The organism is Streptomyces sp. NPDC031225 (assembly GCF_055570355.1).
This window is the reverse complement of sequence record NZ_JBVIHJ010000035.1, coordinates 1-15,156: the sequence shown is the minus strand read 5'-3', so window position 1 is coordinate 15,156 and position 15,156 is coordinate 1. Positions and strand designations below refer to the sequence as shown.

Below are 15,156 nucleotides of genomic sequence, written 5' to 3'. Positions count from 1 at the left end.
TCGTACGGCCCCGTGCCCTCCGACGCTAGATCCCCACGCGGACCGGCATCTGTGCCGATTACACCGATCCAGTGATCCATTTGCGCACTGATGAACCGGATTTTCCCTTGTACATACTGACGCGGCGTCACATGCGGCGCGGGCGCCTTCCCTGCCAGGTCGGGCGTGCCGAGGGGCTCTCGGCACGCAGGGTCCGGCGCGGCGGCAGGCCGTTCCCTCCCGTCGTGCACGCCCGGGAGAACGACGAGGTCCCGCCCGGCAACGTTCTCGCCGACGGCCGCGACGCCGATCAGCGGCCCCACCGAGATCGTCCTGATCGACGCCCGCACCTCAAGGCCGAGGAGCAGGAACCGGGCGATCTCATCGAGCGGACCGGCAAGCGCCTCACCACCATCCACCTCACCCGCGAGCACGCCGGCCGCTACCTCGGCCGGTCTCGGCGCACGCGGCGACGCAGCGAAACGGCTCGGCTCCGTGGCCACCCAGATCTGCCCCCGGTGCCGTCGACGATCCGGGGCTCCCGCCCGCCGTCCGGCCCGGTCAGTCGCGAAGGGCTCCGGCCGGGATCTCGCCGGAGCCGCGCTCGACCAGCCGGGTCGGCACGGTGACGGTCCGAGTGGGGGACTGGTCGCCGTCCAGCCGGTGGAAGAGCATCTCGGCGGCCTGCTTGCCCAGTTGCTCGACGTCCTGGGCGATGACGGAGACGCCCGGGCTGAGGATGTCGGCCAGCGGGAAGTCGTCGAAGCCGACATGGGCGACGGAGTCCTGCAGGCCGAGGGCGCGCAGGGCGCGGACGGCCCCTATGGTCACCAGGTTCTGGCTGGTGAAGAGGGCCGTCGGCGGATCCGGCAGGGACAGGAACCGTTCGGTCGCGGCCATGGCGGCCGCCTCGCTGGCCGCCGCGTGGAGGACGATCTCGTCGTCGCACTTGAGCTGCGCGACCTCCAGGGCGTGCCGGTAGCCGTCGAAGCGCAGAGCGGCCGTGGGGATGGACGCCCGGTCGCCGAGATAGGCGATACGACGGTGGCCGGCCTTCAGCAGGTGGTTGACGGCGGTGACGGCACCCTGGCGGTTGTCGGAGACCACGGCGTCCGCGTCGAGCAGTCCGGCCTCACGGTCGATGAAGACCATCCGGGTACCGGAGCGCTGCTCGCTGATCAGATAGCTCTGGTCGCGCCCCGCCGGGACGATCACCAGCCCGTCGACCCGCCGGTCGATGAGCGCCCGGGCCAACTCCCGTTCCCGGGCCGGGTCCTCGTCGACACTGCCGACCAGGACGAGCACACCGCGTTCCCGCGCCACGTTCTCCACGGTGCGGGTCAGCGCGGCGGAGAACGGGTTCGCCGCGTCCTCGACGAGCATGCCGATGGTGGCCGTACGGCCGTCCCCGCGCCGCAGGCTGCTGGCGGTCAGGTTGGGCCGGTAGCCCAGCTGGTCGGCGGCCTCACGCACCCGGGCGACGATCGCCGGATCGACGGTGGGGACGCCGTTGACCACGCGAGACACCGTCTTGATCGCCACGCCGGCCAGCGCCGCCACCTCACGCATCGTGGGGCGACTGCGGGGGGACCGTGGCGGGGGCCCACCTTGAGTCATCGTTGTCTCCAGCCGATCGCGCGTTACTCACTCGTTGCCGACGCATGTCTACCAGCCCCTTGACGCCCACGTCCATATGGGTCCAGCATCCCCGTCAGTCAACGTTGTCTCAGCGTCGGCCAAGGGACGGCTCCGAAAGGGATCAAGTGATGAACTTCTCCAGCAGCCAGGCGTCGGGCCGCCGCAGCCTGCGTACGCGTGCGGCAGCGATCGGCGTCACCATGTGCCTCGGCGCCACGATGGCGGCCTGCGGCTCCTCCGACGGGGGCTCCTCCTCGAGCGGCGACAAGGTGGGGGTCTCGCTGATCCTGAAGACGCTCACCAACCCCTACTTCGTGAGCATGCAGAAGGACGCCAAGGCCCAGGCCGCCAAGGACAAGGTGAGCCTGACGGTGGCGGCCGGCCAGTCCGACGGCGACACCCAGACCCAGATCACCGCCGTCGACAACGCCATCTCACGGGGCGACAAGGGCATCCTGATCACCACCAACGGCGACGCCGTGAACGCCGCGCTGACCCGCGCCAAGCAGGCCGGCCTGTTCGTGATCGCCCTCGACACCGCGCTCAACCCGGCGAGCACCGCCGACATCACCTACGCCACCGACAACGAGCAGGCGGGCAGGCTGAACGGCCAGTACGCCGCGGCCGCCCTGGACGGCAAGCCCGCCGTCATCGCCATGCTCGACCTGTTCAACAACCAGGTCGTCTCCGTAGACATCGACCGCGACCACGGCTTCCTGGAGGGCATGGGCATCGACCCGGGCAGCAAGACCGAGAACGGCAAGGAGGCCAAGACCGGCAAGTACACCGGCGGCAAGGGCGGCACGTACACCGTCGCCTGCCACCAGCCCACCCAGGGCGCCATCGACGGCGGCCGCACCGCGATGGAGACCTGCCTGTCGGCCAACCCGGACATCAACGTCGTGTACGCCATCAACGAGCCCGCCGGTGAGGGCGCCTACAACGCGCTGAAGGCGGCCGGCAAGGAGAAGAGCGCCGCGATCTACGCCATCGACGGCAGCTGCTCCGGCCTGAAGAACGTCACCAGCGGCAAGTTCGCCACCGACGCGGTGCAGTACCCCGGCAAGATGGCGGCCCTCGGCGTGAGCTCGATCGCGAAGCTGGCCCGCGGCGGCAGCAAGCCCAGCGTGACCAACGGCAAGTCGTTCTACGACACCGGGACCGCACTGGTGGCCGACAAGTCCCTGGGCGGCCTGAGCGTGCAGTCCCCCTCGCAGGCCGCGTCCGCCTGCTGGGGCAGCTGACACCCCGACCCGGTGCGACGCCGGAAGCCGTCAGGGCACCGGCGTCGCACCGCCGCACACGAGTTCATGAGCCGTACCGGGGAAGACAGCGGAAGGACCCCCAGTGACCACTCACGTGGACAGTCAAGCCACACCGGCGCCGGCGGAGGAGTTCCTCAACCGGCCCGCCACCCTCAGCCAGCGCGTCCACTCGGTGCTGCACCGCCAGCCGGCCCTCAGCCCGGCCATCGTCCTGGTGCTCGCAGCGATCGTGTTCTCCCTGGTGAACGACCGTTTCTACGCATTGCAGAATCTCTCGCTCGTGGCCCAGCAGGTGGCCGTCATCGGGACGCTCGCCGTCGGCCAGACGGTGATCATCCTCACCGCCGGCATCGACCTGTCCATCGGCGCCGTCATGGTGCTCGCCTCCCTGCTGATGTCGAAGCTCGTCGCCGACAACGGCTGGCCCGGCGGGCTCGCCCTGCTGGCCGGCGCGGTCGTCGCGATCGCCGCCCAGGCCGTCAACGGGTTCCTGGTGACCAAGGTCAAGCTGCCGCCGTTCATCGTCACCCTCGGCACCCTCAGCGTCTTCACGGCGATCACCCTCATCTACGCCAAGGGCCAGACCATCGCCCTGCAGCCGGGCAACATCCTGGTGTGGAGCGGCCAGACCGTCTCCGTCGGCCAGCTCAATCTGACGTACGGCGTCCTCCTCATGATCGCCCTGTACGCGGTGGTCGGTTACGCCCTGCGCTACACCGCCTGGGGGCGCCACCTGTACGCCGTGGGCGACGACATCGAGGCCGCCCGCCTCGCCGGCATCTCCGTCAACCGGGTGCTGCTCAGCGCCTACATGCTGGCCGGGTTCACCATCGCCGTGGCGGCCTGGGTCCTGGTCGGCCGGGTCGGCGGCGGCGACCCCAACAGCGGTCTCAACGCCAACCTGCAGTCCATCACCGCCGTGGTCATCGGCGGCACCAGCCTGTTCGGCGGACGCGGCGTGGTCTTCGGCTCGCTGATCGGCGCCCTCATCGTCCAGGTGTTCGTGAACGGTCTCGCGCTGGCCGGCATCGACCCGAACTACCAAGTCCTCGCAGTCGGTGTCCTCGTGATCGCGGCTGTCTCCGTCGACCAGTGGATCCGGAGTGTGAAGTCGTGACGACCGACACCGCCCCCGTTCTCGAGGCCAAGGGCCTGGTCAAGGTCTTCGGCCGGGTCGTCGGCCTGAACGACGTCGACCTGACCCTCCACCCCGGCGAGGTCCTCGCCGTCATCGGCGACAACGGCGCCGGCAAGTCCACCCTGATCAAGTGCCTGTCCGGGGCCCTCGTGCCGGACCAGGGCAGCATCCGCGTGGAGGGCAGGGAGGTCACCTTCAAGCGGCCGCAGGACGCCCGCGACGCCGGCATCGAGACGGTCTACCAGACCCTCGCCGTGGCCCCCGCCCTGGACATCGCCAGCAACCTCTTCCTCGCCCGCGAGATCCGCCGCAAGGGCATTCTCGGCTCGGTGTTCCGCATGCTCGACACCGGCGAGATGAAGAAGCAGGCCGCCGACCACATCAAGCGGCTCGGCATCGGCACGCTCCAGAACATCAACCAGGCGGTGGAGACGCTCTCCGGAGGCCAGCGCCAGTCCGTGGCCGTCGCCCGGACCGCGGTGTTCGGCGGCCGGGTCGTCATCCTCGACGAACCCACCGCCGCCCTCGGCGTCCGCGAGACCGGCCAGGTCCTCAAGCTCGTCCGCGACCTCCGCGACCAGGGCCTCGGCATCATCCTCATCAGCCACAACATGCCGAACGTCTTCGAGGTCGCCGACCGCATCCACATCCAGCGGCTCGGCGCCTGCGCGGGCGTCATCACCCCCAAAACGCACTCGATGGAGGACGCGGTGGCCATCATGACCGGCGCCAGGAAGATGACGCCGGAAGTGGGCACGACCCCGTGAAGAAGACCCTGTTCGCCGAGTTCACCGCCCGCGAGGGAGCGGCGGGCGAAGTCGCCCGGCTGCTGCGCGACTACGCCCGCGAGGTCCGCGCGGAGGAAGGCAACATCGCCTTCGACGTCTACACCAAGGAGTCCGACCCGCACGCCTTCTGGATCTTCGAGGTGTACCGCGACAAGGACGCCTTCAGGGCCCATCTGAACGCCCCGTACGGCCCCCCGTTCAACGCGGCTCTCGCCCCGCTCATCGAGGAGGACGCGTCCGTGCTGACGTACCTCGACCCGCTGGACTGACCCCCGATGTCCACCGCCGCGCGCCGATAGGGTCGGGGCGTGGACCGCAGCAGGAGACAGCCGGACGGGACGTTCACCGCGGAAGGCCGGGGCGAGCTGTCGCCCCGGACGGCCCGCAGGCTGTGGTGGGGGTCGGCCGCACTAGTGCTCGGCATCCTCGGCACCTCGGTGCTCGCCGCCGGTGCCGAGGACGGCCGACAGCTGCCCGTGGCCGTGGTCCTGGTCCTCGCGCAGGCCGGAGCCCTGAGATGGCAGACGCGCGCCCCGGTCGCCGTACTGGCCGCGAACGCGGCGGCCGGCCTCGCGGTGTGGGCCCTGCTGCCCGAGGTGACCCTGACGGGGGCGCTGCTCGCGGCCCAGGTCACCCTGTGCGTGCTGTCGGCCACCGGGACGCGGCGGCTGTCGGCGGGCGCGCTCGCGGCGATGTGCCTGCCCGCGCCGCTGGCGTTCGCGGCGGGCGGCGGCCCCGCGGGGATGACGGTCTATCTGCTGGCCGTGGTCCTCGCGTGGACCGCCGGGCAGTGGCGCAGGGCGCAGCGGGAACGGACGAGGGCGGAGACCCGCCGGGCCGTGGTGGAGGAACGCGCGCGGATCTCGCGCGAGGTCCACGACGTCGTCGCGCACACCCTGTCGGTGATGGTCGTTCAGGCGGGCGCCGCAGACGACGTGTTCACCGACCGGCCCGACCAGGCCCGTGAGGCACTGCGGGCCATCGAGACGGGCGCCCGCTCGGCACTCGGCGAACTGCGCCTGCTGCTGCGGGCGTTCGGCCCCGACGCGGAGGAGGACGAGTCCGTCGAACCGGGTGGACGCCGGGAGCCGGGGCCCTCGCTCGCCCGCCTGGACGCGCTCACCGACACCGTGCGCACGAGCGGGATGACCGTGCACGTGCACCGCGAGGGCCAGTGCGACGGACTGCCGGCCCCGGTGGACCTGGCCGCGTACCGGATCATCCAGGAGGCCCTCACCAACACGCTGCGCCACGCGGCCGGCGCCGACGAGGTGAGCGTGCGCGTGACGGCCGGGCAGGCGTGCGTACAGGTCACCGTCACCGACAACGGGCGTACGGCACAAGGCGGTTCGCGTGCGGCGGGAGCGGGACGCGGTCTGGTGGGGATGAACGAGCGCGCCCGGCTCGTGGGTGGCACTCTGCGCGCCGCTCCGCTGCCCGGAGGCGGGTTCGAGGTGGCGGCCCGGCTGCCGGTGGAGCGCGCCTGATGACGCTGCGCGTGGTGGTGGCCGACGACCAGGTCCTGGTCCGCACCGGATTCCGCATGATCATCGACGCCCGGGACGACCTGGAAGTGGTCGGTGAGGCGTCCGACGGCAGGGAGGCGGTGCGGCTGACGCGGGACCTTTCGCCCGACGTGGTGCTGATGGACGTACGCATGCCCGTCCTGGACGGCATCGAGGCGACCCGGCAGATCGCGGAGTGCGGCAGCCGGGCCCGGGTGCTCGTGCTGACCACGTGGGACGTGGACGCGCACGTGGTCGCCGCCCTGCGGGCCGGGGCCAGCGGCTTCCTGCTGAAGGACATCCGCCCCGGAGAACTCGTCGACGCGATCCGTCTCACCGCGCGCGGCGACGCGCTGCTGGCGCCGACCGTGCTCGGCCGCGTCCTCGACCGGTTCCTGCGCACCACCCCCGACCCGGCGCCGCCGCCCTCCCTGCGGGACCTCTCCGGCCGTGAGCGGGAGGTGCTCACCCTGATCGGGCAGGCCCTGTCCAACGCGGAGATCGCCGGAAGGCTGCGCCTGTCGGAGGCCACCGTCAAGAACCACGTCACCGCGGTCCTGCGCAAACTCGGGCTGCGCGACCGCGTCCAGGCCGTCGTCGCCGCCTACGACCACGGACTCGTGCGCCCCCGCGAACCCTGACGACCACCTCTCCTCCTCAGGGAGGAGACGGCGCCGGGCTCCTCCTGTGCTCCCAGTGCCGGCCCGTTCGTGCGGCCGATCCGCGGCCGGGCCGACCGGCCATAACGTCGATATGTGACCGACGACCTGCCCTGCCTCATGTATCTGCTGGCCCACGACGACACGGCCGCGGGCCCCTACGACCGTCCCCGCACCGAGCTGCTGCTGCGTGCCGCCGCCCTGGTCGACCTCGCGTCGCGCGGCCGACTGGGGGAGGCCGACGGCACGGTCACCGTGTCCGGCACGGAACCGACCGGCGACCCCGTCCTGGACGGCGTTCTGCGGGACGCCGCCGGAGGCCACGGCTGGAAGCACCTCGTCCGCCGCCACCGCAAGCGGACCCTGACGGAGGTCGAGGACCGGCTCGCCGCCGCGGGCCTGCTGACCGTGAGGGAGCCCCGCACCCGCTTCGGCACCCGGCGCCTGACCGTGACGGACCCGGCCGTGCCCGCCGCCCTCCACGACCGGGTGTCGACGGCACTGCACGGCGACGGCCCGGTGCGGGAGATCCCGGCCACCGATGCCGCACTGCTGGCCCTGGCCGCGGCGGGCGGCATCCGCTCGGTCCTCTCACGACAGGACCAGAAGACCTTCCGCGCCCGTATCGACGCCTGCACGGGGGGCCTCGCCGTTCTCGCGCCCGGTCTGGAGAAAGCCGTACGTGCCCTGCCGACGACCATGATCGCCGCGCAGGGCGGTATGGGCGGCAGCTGAACGCAGTTGATCCGAGGGGGAGATGACGACCATGCAGCGAGTCCTGACCACACTGGCCTGCGCTCTGACCGCCGTGCTCGCAGCGGCCTGGTCCGCAGCACCACCGACGCAGCCGTCCCGGCCCGCCACGACGGTACGCATCCACGACGGCCCCGTGCGCGGCGCCGCCCACGCCGGCTACCGAACCTTCGAGGGCATCCCCTACGCGGCGCCCCCGACCGGCGCGCTGCGCTGGGCGCCGCCCCACCGCGCGGCACCCTGGTCCGGGGTACGGGACGCGACCCGGCCCGCGAGCGCCTGCCCGCAGCCGGCCGGTGAGGTGCCCGGCGGCAGCACCGACGAGGACTGTCTCCACCTGAACGTGACGACGCCCGACAGCGCGCGACCGGGACGCCTCCGGCCGGTGATCGTATGGCTGCACGGCGGCGGCTTCACCACCGGAGCGGGCAGCTCGTACGACGCACACCGCATGGCCACCCGCGGTGACGTCGTGGTCGTCACCGTCAACTACCGTCTCGGCGCCCTCGGTTACCTCGCGCACAGGGGGCTGCCCGGCTCCGGCACCTTCGGCCTGGCCGACCAGCAGGCCGCGCTGCACTGGGTCCGCTCCGAGATCGGCGCCTTCGGAGGCGACGCGCGCAACGTCACCCTGGCCGGGGAGTCGGCGGGCGGCTACAGCGTCTGCGCCCAGCTCGCCTCACCCGCCGCCGCGGGACTCTTCGACCGGGCGATCATCGAGAGCGGCCCGTGCACAGGCCGCCCCGACCGGCCGTTCGCCCCGTCCGCCGTGCCCCTGTCCACGGCGCGCGCGGCGGGCGCGGACCTGGCGGCGAAGGCCGGCTGCGGCTCCGCCCGCGATGCCCTCGCCTGTCTGCGACGCGTGCCCGTGGCCCGGCTTCTCGGGGCCCAGGGCGGTGACCAACAGCCCGCGTACGCAACCCCGTTGCTGCCTGCCGACCCCGCCGCGGCGATCAGCGCCGGCCGCTTCCACCACGTGCCCGTGCTCATCGGCAACAACCACGACGAGGGCAACGGCTGGGCCGCCGGGATCGTCCAGGCGGGCAACCCCGTGACCCCCGGCACCTGGCCCGATGTCGTCGCCGCCTTCTTCCCCGCGCCGGGACAGGCGAAGGCGATCGTCCACGAGTACCCGGTGCACCGCACCGACGGGGGGCCGGTGTTCGGCGCGGTCATCGGCGACGCGGACTTCGCCTGCCCGACCGCGGCCAGTGGAAGCCTGCTCGCCGCCCAAGTACCCCTCTGGCGCTACGAGTTCGCCGACGAGCACGCCCCGCCGCTCACCTCCGGCACACCGCCGTTCCCGCTCGGCGCACCGCATGCGAGCGAACTGCCCTACCTGTTCGACCTGGGCGGCCGCCCCCGCGCACTGACCGCGGCGCAGCACCGGCTCGCCGACACCATGATCGACTACTGGACCCGCTTCGCCCGCACCGCCGACCCGAACGGCCCGTCGACGCCCCGATGGTCCCGGCGGACGGTGCTGTCCCTTGCACCGGACCACATCGTCCCGACCCGCACGACGTCCGCGAGCCACCACTGCGCGTTCTGGAACACCCTCGGCTGACCGCGGGAGAGACCACCGCCGCGAGCGAACCACCGACGCACCACCACACCGACCCCAGGGGGACAGTCATGAACGAAACCGCCGCCCGGCGCCTGACGGGCCTCGCCGGCATCGCCACCGCGATCGCCTTCATCGTCGAAGTACCCCTGTACTTCGTCTACTCCGGCCCGCCGCCGGACTCGAACGTCCTCGCCAGGCTGCTGATCGGGATCCTCGCCCTGACGTTCCTGCTCGTGTTCGTGACGGCCTTCCGGGAACTGGTCAAAGGAGCCGGCCCCGCCCACGAGTGGGTCGGCACCCTGGCCTTCGCCACCGGTCTGGTCTACGTGACGATCACCCTGGTCTCCAGCGGACTGGAAGCCGGCGCGGTCATCGCCGCCGACCATCCCATCGACCCGACCATCACGGTCAGCGGCACCTACGTCCTCTACGGAACGATCGGCCGCCTCGTCCTCGCGTTCTTCCTGACCGCCGTGGGTCACGGAATCGCCCGCACGAAACTGCTGCCGCGCTGGACCGGCCGCTCCGCCTTCGTCCTCGCGGGAGCCAACCTGCTCTTCGTGCCGTCCCTGTTCTTCGGCAACACACCCGAGCACTTCTACGCGGCCAACGGATGGGGCACCACCGCCCTGATGGGGGCCGTCTTCAGTTACTGGATGCTCGCCCTGGGTATCGCCACCTACCGCAGTGCCGCCCGGCGGGCGCCCGCAGGATCCCCGGCTTTTCAGCGCTGACGTCGATTCCCCAAATCATCCTTCACAAACAATGCATTGTGGGTGAATGACGAAAGAATCGCAGGGCAGACGGCGGTGCAGGAGGTTGATAGAAATGGTTCCCCTGCTCATAGTCCTGCTTCTCGCACTGCTCCTGTTCGGAGCGGGTTTCGCCGTCAAGATCCTTTGGTGGGTCGCCATAGCCGTCCTGGTGCTGTGGCTGCTCGGCTTCGTCATGCGGTCCACCAACTCCGGTGGTGGCCGAGGCCGCTGGTACCGATGGTGAACTGACCCGTGATCGACAGCAGTTCGGCCCGCCGAGTCCGCTCGGCGGGCCGAACTGCTGTCGGGCAGCCGGGTCAGCCTTCGTACTGCGGGGTCCACTGGGTGCGCGCCACCGCCGCCCGCAGTTCCTCCTCGGTCGCCTCCGGTGCGACACCGTCCTCCACGGCCGCCACCGCCGCGGCCACGGCGATCTCCCGGGCGGCGTCCCGCATGTCCCGCAGCGGTGGCAGCAGCGGCGCGGGGACACCCTCGTCCGGCGCGGACCGTACCGCACACCGGCCCACCGCGCGGGCGGCGGCGACCATCATCCGGTCGGTGACCCGGCTCGCCCGGGAGGCCGTCACCGCGAGGCCGATGGCCGGGAAGACGTACACGTTGTTCGCCTGCGCCACCGACACCTCACGGCCGTCGATCTTCAGCGGCGGGAACGGTGAACCGGTGGCGACCAGCGCCCGGCCGTCCGTCCAGCGGGCCAGGTCGGCGGGGTCGGCCTCGGCGTGCGAGGTCGGATTGGAGAGCGGGAAGATCACCGGCCGCTCGCACCCGGACGCCATCTGCCGGACGATCTCCTCGGTGAAGGCGCCCTTCGCGGTGGACAGTCCGATCAGCACGGTCGGTTCCACCCGGCGGACCACCTCGGCCAGGCCGTCCGACTCCCGCACGTCGTCGCGGGCGTAGACCCGCTGCTCCTCGCTGAGCTCCTCGCGCGAGGACACCAGCAGCCCGTCGACGTCCACGAACCAGAAACGTGAGCGGGCCTCGTCCTGCGACAGGCCCTCGTCCGTCATCGCCGTACGGATCATGTCGGCCACCCCGACCGCCGCGGAACCCGCACCGAGGACCACGATCCGATGGTCGGTCAGCCGGGTGCCGGCGAGCGTCGTGGCCGTGGTCAGCGCCCCGAGCGCGACGGCGGCCGTGCCCTGGATGTCGTCGTTGAAGGTCAGCAGCCGGTCCTGGTAGCGGGTGAGGATCGGGCGGGCGTGCGCGGTCGCGAAGTCCTCCCACTGCAGCAGTGTGCCGGGCAGTTCGGCCTCCACCGCCGACACCAGTGACTCCACCAGTTCGTCGTAGGCGGCGCCCGTGACGCGGCGCTCCCGGCGGCCCAGGTAGTGCGGGTCGGCCAGCAGCTCCTCGTTGTCCGTGCCGGCGTCCAGCAGGATCGGCAGGGTGCGGGCCGGGTGGATGCCGCCGATGGCGGTGTAGAGGCTGAGCTTGCCGATCGGGATGCCCATGCCGCCGACGCCCTGGTCACCCAGTCCCAGGATGCGCTGACCGTCGGTGACGACGATCACGTCCACGTCCGGATGCGGACGGTTGCGCAGGATCTCCCGGAAGCGGTGCCGGTCCTCGTACGAAAGGAACAGCCCGCGCGGACGGCGGTAGATCTCGCTGAAGCGCCGGCAGGCATCGCCCACGGTCGGCGTGTAGACGACGGGCAGCATCTCCTCCAGGTGCCCGGTGACCAGGCGGTGGAAGAGGATCTCGTTGGTGTCCTGCAACTGGCGCAGGTAGATGTGCCGGTTCAGCGGCTTGTCGTAGCCGAGGAACGCCTCGTACGCGCGCTCGGCCTGTTCGTCCAGGGTTTCCACGGCGGGCGGAAGCAGGCCGTCGAGACGGTACGCGGCCCGCTCCTCGGGGTCGAAGGCGGTGCCCTTGTTGCGCAGGGGATCCGCGAGCAGGGCCGTGCCTCGGGGGGATTCGTTCACTGTCATGTTCGTCCCCTTCCCGGGATACGCCCGCATGGGCACAAAGGCGTGGAAAGGAACGGTCATCGCCGGGTCGAGGGCGGGTGACGTGTTGTGTCCGAGCGGCCGGTGAGATGTGAAGGGATGCGGGGGCATGCCGGAGCGGTCCGGCGGGTTGAGAGACTGGGGCCATGGATGTCGCTCGCAGGAACAATGTCACGGTCACCGGCAACCCCGGGGGACGGACGGTAGTGCTGGCCCACGGCTTCGGCTGTGACCAGAACATGTGGCGGCTGACGCTGCCCGCCCTCGTCGACCACTACCGGGTGGTGCTGTTCGACTACGTGGGTGCGGGCCGCTCGGATCTGTCCGCGTTCTCGGAGAAGCGTTACTCGTCCCTCGACGGGTACTCCCAGGACGTGGTGGACGTGTGTGAGGAACTCGACCTGCGTGACGCGGTCTTCGTCGGGCACTCGGTGAGCGCGATGGTCGGGGTGCTGGCCGCCGACCGGGCGCCCGAGCGCATCGGGGCGCTGGTCATGATCGCCCCGTCGCCGCGGTACATCGACGACGAGGGATATCGGGGCGGATTCAGTGAGCAGGACATCGACGAACTCCTCACGTCGCTGGAGTCCAACTATCTGGGCTGGTCGGCGGTGATGGCGCCGGTGATCATGGGCAACGCGGAGCGGCCGGAACTGGGGGAGGAGCTGAAGAACAGCTTCTGCGCCACCGATCCCGACATGGCACGCGTCTTCGCCCGCACCACGTTCCTGTCGGATTCGAGGGACGACCTGAAGACCGTGAAGGTGCCCACGCTGGTGCTGGAATGCACCCAGGACGCCGTCGCCCCTCGTGAGGTCGGCGCATACGTCCACCAGACGATCCCCGGCTCGTCCCTGGTCACCCTCGACGCGACGGGGCACTGCCCGCACCTGTCCGCCCCCGAGGCCACCAACGAGGCGATCACCGCCTTTCTGGCCAGACTGAGGTGATGTGCCGCATCGGACAGCAACCCGACCCCCAGGACTCCGGGGACGCCAGAACGTCGGACGCGGCGTTCGCCGCGCTGCTGGAGGACAGCGCCGAAGAGCTGTACGACAACGCACCGTGCGGATACCTGTCCACACTGATGGACGGCACCATCGCCAGGATCAACTCCACGATGCTGGGCTGGCTCGGCATGCAGCGCGCCGCGGTGGTGGGCCGCATGCGCTTCACCGACCTGCTCACCGTGGGCGGCAGGCTCTACCACGAGACCCACTTCGCGCCCCTGCTGCGGATGCAGGGCAGCATCAGCGGCGTCGCCCTGGAGACCAGACAGGCCGACGGCGGCCGTCTGCCGGTCCTGGTCTCCTCCGTGGTCAAGCACGGCAGCACCGGCGAACCCCAACTGATCCGCACCACCGTCTTCGACGCCCGGGACCGACGGGCCTACGAGGAGGAACTCCTGCGCGGCCGGAAAGCGGCCGAAGAGGCACACAGACAGGCCGAGGCGGACCGGGCCCGGCTCCAGGAAGCCCTCGCCGTGCTCCAGCAGTCACTGCTGCCCGCCACCCTGCCGGCGGTACCCGGAGTGGAAGCGGCCGCTCACTACCACACCGCCTCTCCCGACCGGCTCGGCGGCGACTTCTACGACGTCTTCCCGCTCGACGGCACCCGCTTCGCGTTCTTCCTCGGAGACGTGTGCGGCAAGGGTCCCCAGGCCGCCGCGGTCACCTCCCTGACCCGCTACACCCTGCGCGCCGCGGCTCTGCACGACCCCGACCCGGTCGCCGCCCTGTCGACCCTCAACACGGTGCTCCACGAGCGGTACACCGGCAGCGGTGACCCCCGCTACTGCACGACCGTCTTCGGCACCCTCGAACCGGGCCCCGGCGCCGGGCAGATCACCGTCCGGCTCGCCGCGGGCGGCCACCCGCCCGCCCTCGTCCTGCGTGCCGACGGCACCGCCGACTACCTGCCCACCCCCGGCGGCTTCCTCGTCGGCGCGCTGCCCGACGCGAGCTTCGTCACCGCCGCGACCGTCCTGGCCCCCGGCGACGCCCTTCTGCTCTACACCGACGGTCTCACCGAAGCGCGTACCGGCGAGGACCGCGGCAGCCGCTACGGGGACGAGGCCCTGCTGTCCTTCGCCACCGCTCAGGCGGGCAAACCCCCGCATGCCGTCATCGACGCCCTGACCGGCCTGCTGGACGGCTTCGGCGACGGCCTCGACGACGACACGGCACTGCTCGCCCTCGGCGTCCCGGCCGTCGGGCCCACGACGGAGAACGCGCGGTGAGTGCGCCGACGCCGAAGAGGCACGCGGTGACACGCCCACCGGAGCCCGAGCGATGACCGCGCCCGGCGCCGAAACACACACGCTGAGCGGTCCGACGTCGAAGGGTCACGGGATGAGCGCACCCATCGGGGCACGCGCGGTGAGTGCGCTCGGCGCCGTAGGGGCACGCGTGAGCGCCCCTACCGAAGCACGCCCGATGACCGCGCCCGGCGCCGAAGGGTCAGGCGTGAGCGCGCCCGCCGAAACACGCACGCTGAGCGCGCCGGCCCGGAAGCACGCCCGATGAACCCGCTGACTGCGAAGAGCCCGTGATGAGTCCGCTGAAGATCGCCGTTCGAGAGGCTGTGACCGGTCCTGTCGTGGAGATCGCCGGCGAACTCGACTACACCAGCGCCGGCGAACTGCGGGCAGTGCTCACCACTCTCACGGTCCGACCGGGCATGCGGCTCGTCCTGGACCTCGCCGGCATGACGCACTGCGACTCCAGCGGCATCACCGCCCTGCTAGCCGCCCGCAACCACGCCCTCGCCGCCCGGGCGGACATCGGGCTCGCCGCCGTCCCCGCCGACACCCTGCGCGTCCTGGGCATGGTCGGCCTCGACCAGGTCTTCCCCCTCCACCCCGACAGCGCCACGGCCACCGCCATCGCCGACCGACCCTGATCCACGGCGAGATCCACGGCGACCCGTCCGCCGCGGCCCGAGCGATCGGGCTTCCACGGTTCCGGCGAGCCCGCCGATCTCCCGGGTCAACGGCACCGCCTAGGCGGCCGCATCCCACGTCGAGGAGGTCCGGTCGGGGTCGGTGACCCGCCTCTGACCAGGCAGGACGGTCGTATCAGGTGAGGGTGGGGAGATCCGGGGAAGAAGATGCGGCAGCCGACAGGAGGTTGCT

At 71.4% G+C, this 15,156-nt stretch carries 15 protein-coding genes; 13 read left to right on the top strand and 2 right to left on the bottom strand.

Annotated features, from left to right (window positions below; translation table 11 throughout):
* Positions 1-540: 540 nt before the first annotated feature.
* The gene (locus ACZ48Z_RS40495) at positions 541-1,596 is read right to left on the bottom strand and encodes a LacI family DNA-binding transcriptional regulator (RefSeq protein WP_468740929.1); all 1,056 of its coding nucleotides are present in this window, start codon (positions 1,594-1,596) and stop codon (positions 541-543) included.
* Positions 1,597-1,745: 149 nt separating this feature from the next.
* Here ACZ48Z_RS40495 and ACZ48Z_RS40490 point away from each other — a divergent pair, with 149 nt between their 5' ends.
* The 10 genes from ACZ48Z_RS40490 to ACZ48Z_RS40445 all read left to right on the top strand — a co-directional run bounded on the left by ACZ48Z_RS40490 (position 1,746) and on the right by ACZ48Z_RS40445 (position 10,291).
* On the top strand, positions 1,746-2,861 hold the full coding sequence (locus tag ACZ48Z_RS40490) for a substrate-binding domain-containing protein (protein WP_468740928.1): 1,116 nt from the start codon (positions 1,746-1,748) through the stop codon (positions 2,859-2,861).
* Positions 2,862-2,964: 103 nt separating this feature from the next.
* The gene (locus ACZ48Z_RS40485) at positions 2,965-3,999 is read left to right on the top strand and encodes an ABC transporter permease (RefSeq protein WP_468740927.1); all 1,035 of its coding nucleotides are present in this window, start codon (positions 2,965-2,967) and stop codon (positions 3,997-3,999) included.
* Entirely contained in the window at positions 3,996-4,787 is a 792-nt protein-coding gene (locus ACZ48Z_RS40480; protein ID WP_468740926.1) for an ATP-binding cassette domain-containing protein, read from the top strand. The genes ACZ48Z_RS40485 and ACZ48Z_RS40480 overlap by 4 nt, the downstream gene beginning before the upstream one ends.
* The gene (locus tag ACZ48Z_RS40475; protein WP_468740925.1) at positions 4,784-5,077 is read left to right on the top strand and encodes a putative quinol monooxygenase; all 294 of its coding nucleotides are present in this window, start codon (positions 4,784-4,786) and stop codon (positions 5,075-5,077) included. The genes ACZ48Z_RS40480 and ACZ48Z_RS40475 overlap by 4 nt, the downstream gene beginning before the upstream one ends.
* 39 nt (positions 5,078-5,116) lie before the next feature.
* On the top strand, positions 5,117-6,295 hold the full coding sequence (locus ACZ48Z_RS40470) for a sensor histidine kinase (RefSeq protein WP_468740924.1): 1,179 nt from the start codon (positions 5,117-5,119) through the stop codon (positions 6,293-6,295).
* Entirely contained in the window at positions 6,295-6,954 is a 660-nt protein-coding gene (locus tag ACZ48Z_RS40465) for a response regulator (RefSeq protein ID WP_468740923.1), read from the top strand. Before ACZ48Z_RS40470 ends, ACZ48Z_RS40465 begins: the two co-directional genes overlap by 1 nt.
* 114 nt (positions 6,955-7,068) lie before the next feature.
* Positions 7,069-7,707, top strand: a complete 639-nt coding sequence (locus tag ACZ48Z_RS40460) for a GOLPH3/VPS74 family protein (protein WP_468740922.1) — start codon at positions 7,069-7,071, stop codon at positions 7,705-7,707.
* 31 nt (positions 7,708-7,738) lie between these two features.
* On the top strand, positions 7,739-9,292 hold the full coding sequence (locus ACZ48Z_RS40455) for a carboxylesterase/lipase family protein (RefSeq protein WP_468740921.1): 1,554 nt from the start codon (positions 7,739-7,741) through the stop codon (positions 9,290-9,292).
* 68 nt (positions 9,293-9,360) lie between these two features.
* Complete coding sequence (locus ACZ48Z_RS40450; RefSeq protein ID WP_468740920.1) at positions 9,361-10,026, top strand: hypothetical protein; 666 nt, start codon at positions 9,361-9,363, stop codon at positions 10,024-10,026.
* A gap of 94 nt (positions 10,027-10,120) precedes the next feature.
* Positions 10,121-10,291 carry a hydrophobic protein gene (locus tag ACZ48Z_RS40445; protein WP_468740919.1) on the top strand — a complete coding sequence of 57 codons (171 nt, stop codon included), beginning with the start codon at positions 10,121-10,123 and terminating at the stop codon, positions 10,289-10,291.
* Positions 10,292-10,364: 73 nt separating this feature from the next.
* On the opposite strand, the gene ACZ48Z_RS40440 is transcribed toward ACZ48Z_RS40445, so the two are convergent.
* Positions 10,365-12,005, bottom strand: coding sequence for an NAD-dependent malic enzyme (locus ACZ48Z_RS40440; protein ID WP_468740918.1), 1,641 nt, complete (start codon positions 12,003-12,005; stop codon positions 10,365-10,367).
* Between the two features lie 164 nt (positions 12,006-12,169).
* Here ACZ48Z_RS40440 and ACZ48Z_RS40435 point away from each other — a divergent pair, with 164 nt between their 5' ends.
* The 3 genes from ACZ48Z_RS40435 to ACZ48Z_RS40425 all read left to right on the top strand — a co-directional run bounded on the left by ACZ48Z_RS40435 (position 12,170) and on the right by ACZ48Z_RS40425 (position 14,924).
* On the top strand, positions 12,170-12,973 hold the full coding sequence (locus ACZ48Z_RS40435; RefSeq protein WP_468740917.1) for an alpha/beta fold hydrolase: 804 nt from the start codon (positions 12,170-12,172) through the stop codon (positions 12,971-12,973).
* Positions 12,973-14,262, top strand: coding sequence for a PP2C family protein-serine/threonine phosphatase (locus ACZ48Z_RS40430; protein WP_468740916.1), 1,290 nt, complete (start codon positions 12,973-12,975; stop codon positions 14,260-14,262). Before ACZ48Z_RS40435 ends, ACZ48Z_RS40430 begins: the two co-directional genes overlap by 1 nt.
* A 311-nt stretch (positions 14,263-14,573) precedes the next feature.
* Positions 14,574-14,924 (top strand): STAS domain-containing protein, encoded by a 351-nt coding sequence (locus ACZ48Z_RS40425; RefSeq protein ID WP_468740915.1) that lies wholly within the window; start codon positions 14,574-14,576, stop codon positions 14,922-14,924.
* The last annotated feature ends 232 nt before the right edge of the window (positions 14,925-15,156 follow it).

Bases quoted from the DNA above. Each gene is read 5' to 3' on its own strand.
- ACZ48Z_RS40425 (WP_468740915.1), top strand. From the start codon at position 14,574: ATGAGTCCGCTGAAGATCGCCGTTCGAGAGGCTGTGACCGGTCCTGTC.
- ACZ48Z_RS40465 (WP_468740923.1), top strand. From the start codon at position 6,295: ATGACGCTGCGCGTGGTGGTGGCCGACGACCAGGTCCTGGTCCGCACC.
- ACZ48Z_RS40440 (WP_468740918.1), bottom strand. From the start codon at position 12,005: ATGACAGTGAACGAATCCCCCCGAGGCACGGCCCTGCTCGCGGATCCC.
- ACZ48Z_RS40445 (WP_468740919.1), top strand. From the start codon at position 10,121: ATGGTTCCCCTGCTCATAGTCCTGCTTCTCGCACTGCTCCTGTTCGGA.
- ACZ48Z_RS40430 (WP_468740916.1), top strand. From the start codon at position 12,973: ATGTGCCGCATCGGACAGCAACCCGACCCCCAGGACTCCGGGGACGCC.
- ACZ48Z_RS40450 (WP_468740920.1), top strand. From the start codon at position 9,361: ATGAACGAAACCGCCGCCCGGCGCCTGACGGGCCTCGCCGGCATCGCC.
- ACZ48Z_RS40455 (WP_468740921.1), top strand. From the start codon at position 7,739: ATGCAGCGAGTCCTGACCACACTGGCCTGCGCTCTGACCGCCGTGCTC.
- ACZ48Z_RS40435 (WP_468740917.1), top strand. From the start codon at position 12,170: ATGGATGTCGCTCGCAGGAACAATGTCACGGTCACCGGCAACCCCGGG.
- ACZ48Z_RS40490 (WP_468740928.1), top strand. From the start codon at position 1,746: ATGAACTTCTCCAGCAGCCAGGCGTCGGGCCGCCGCAGCCTGCGTACG.
- ACZ48Z_RS40495 (WP_468740929.1), bottom strand. From the start codon at position 1,596: ATGACTCAAGGTGGGCCCCCGCCACGGTCCCCCCGCAGTCGCCCCACG.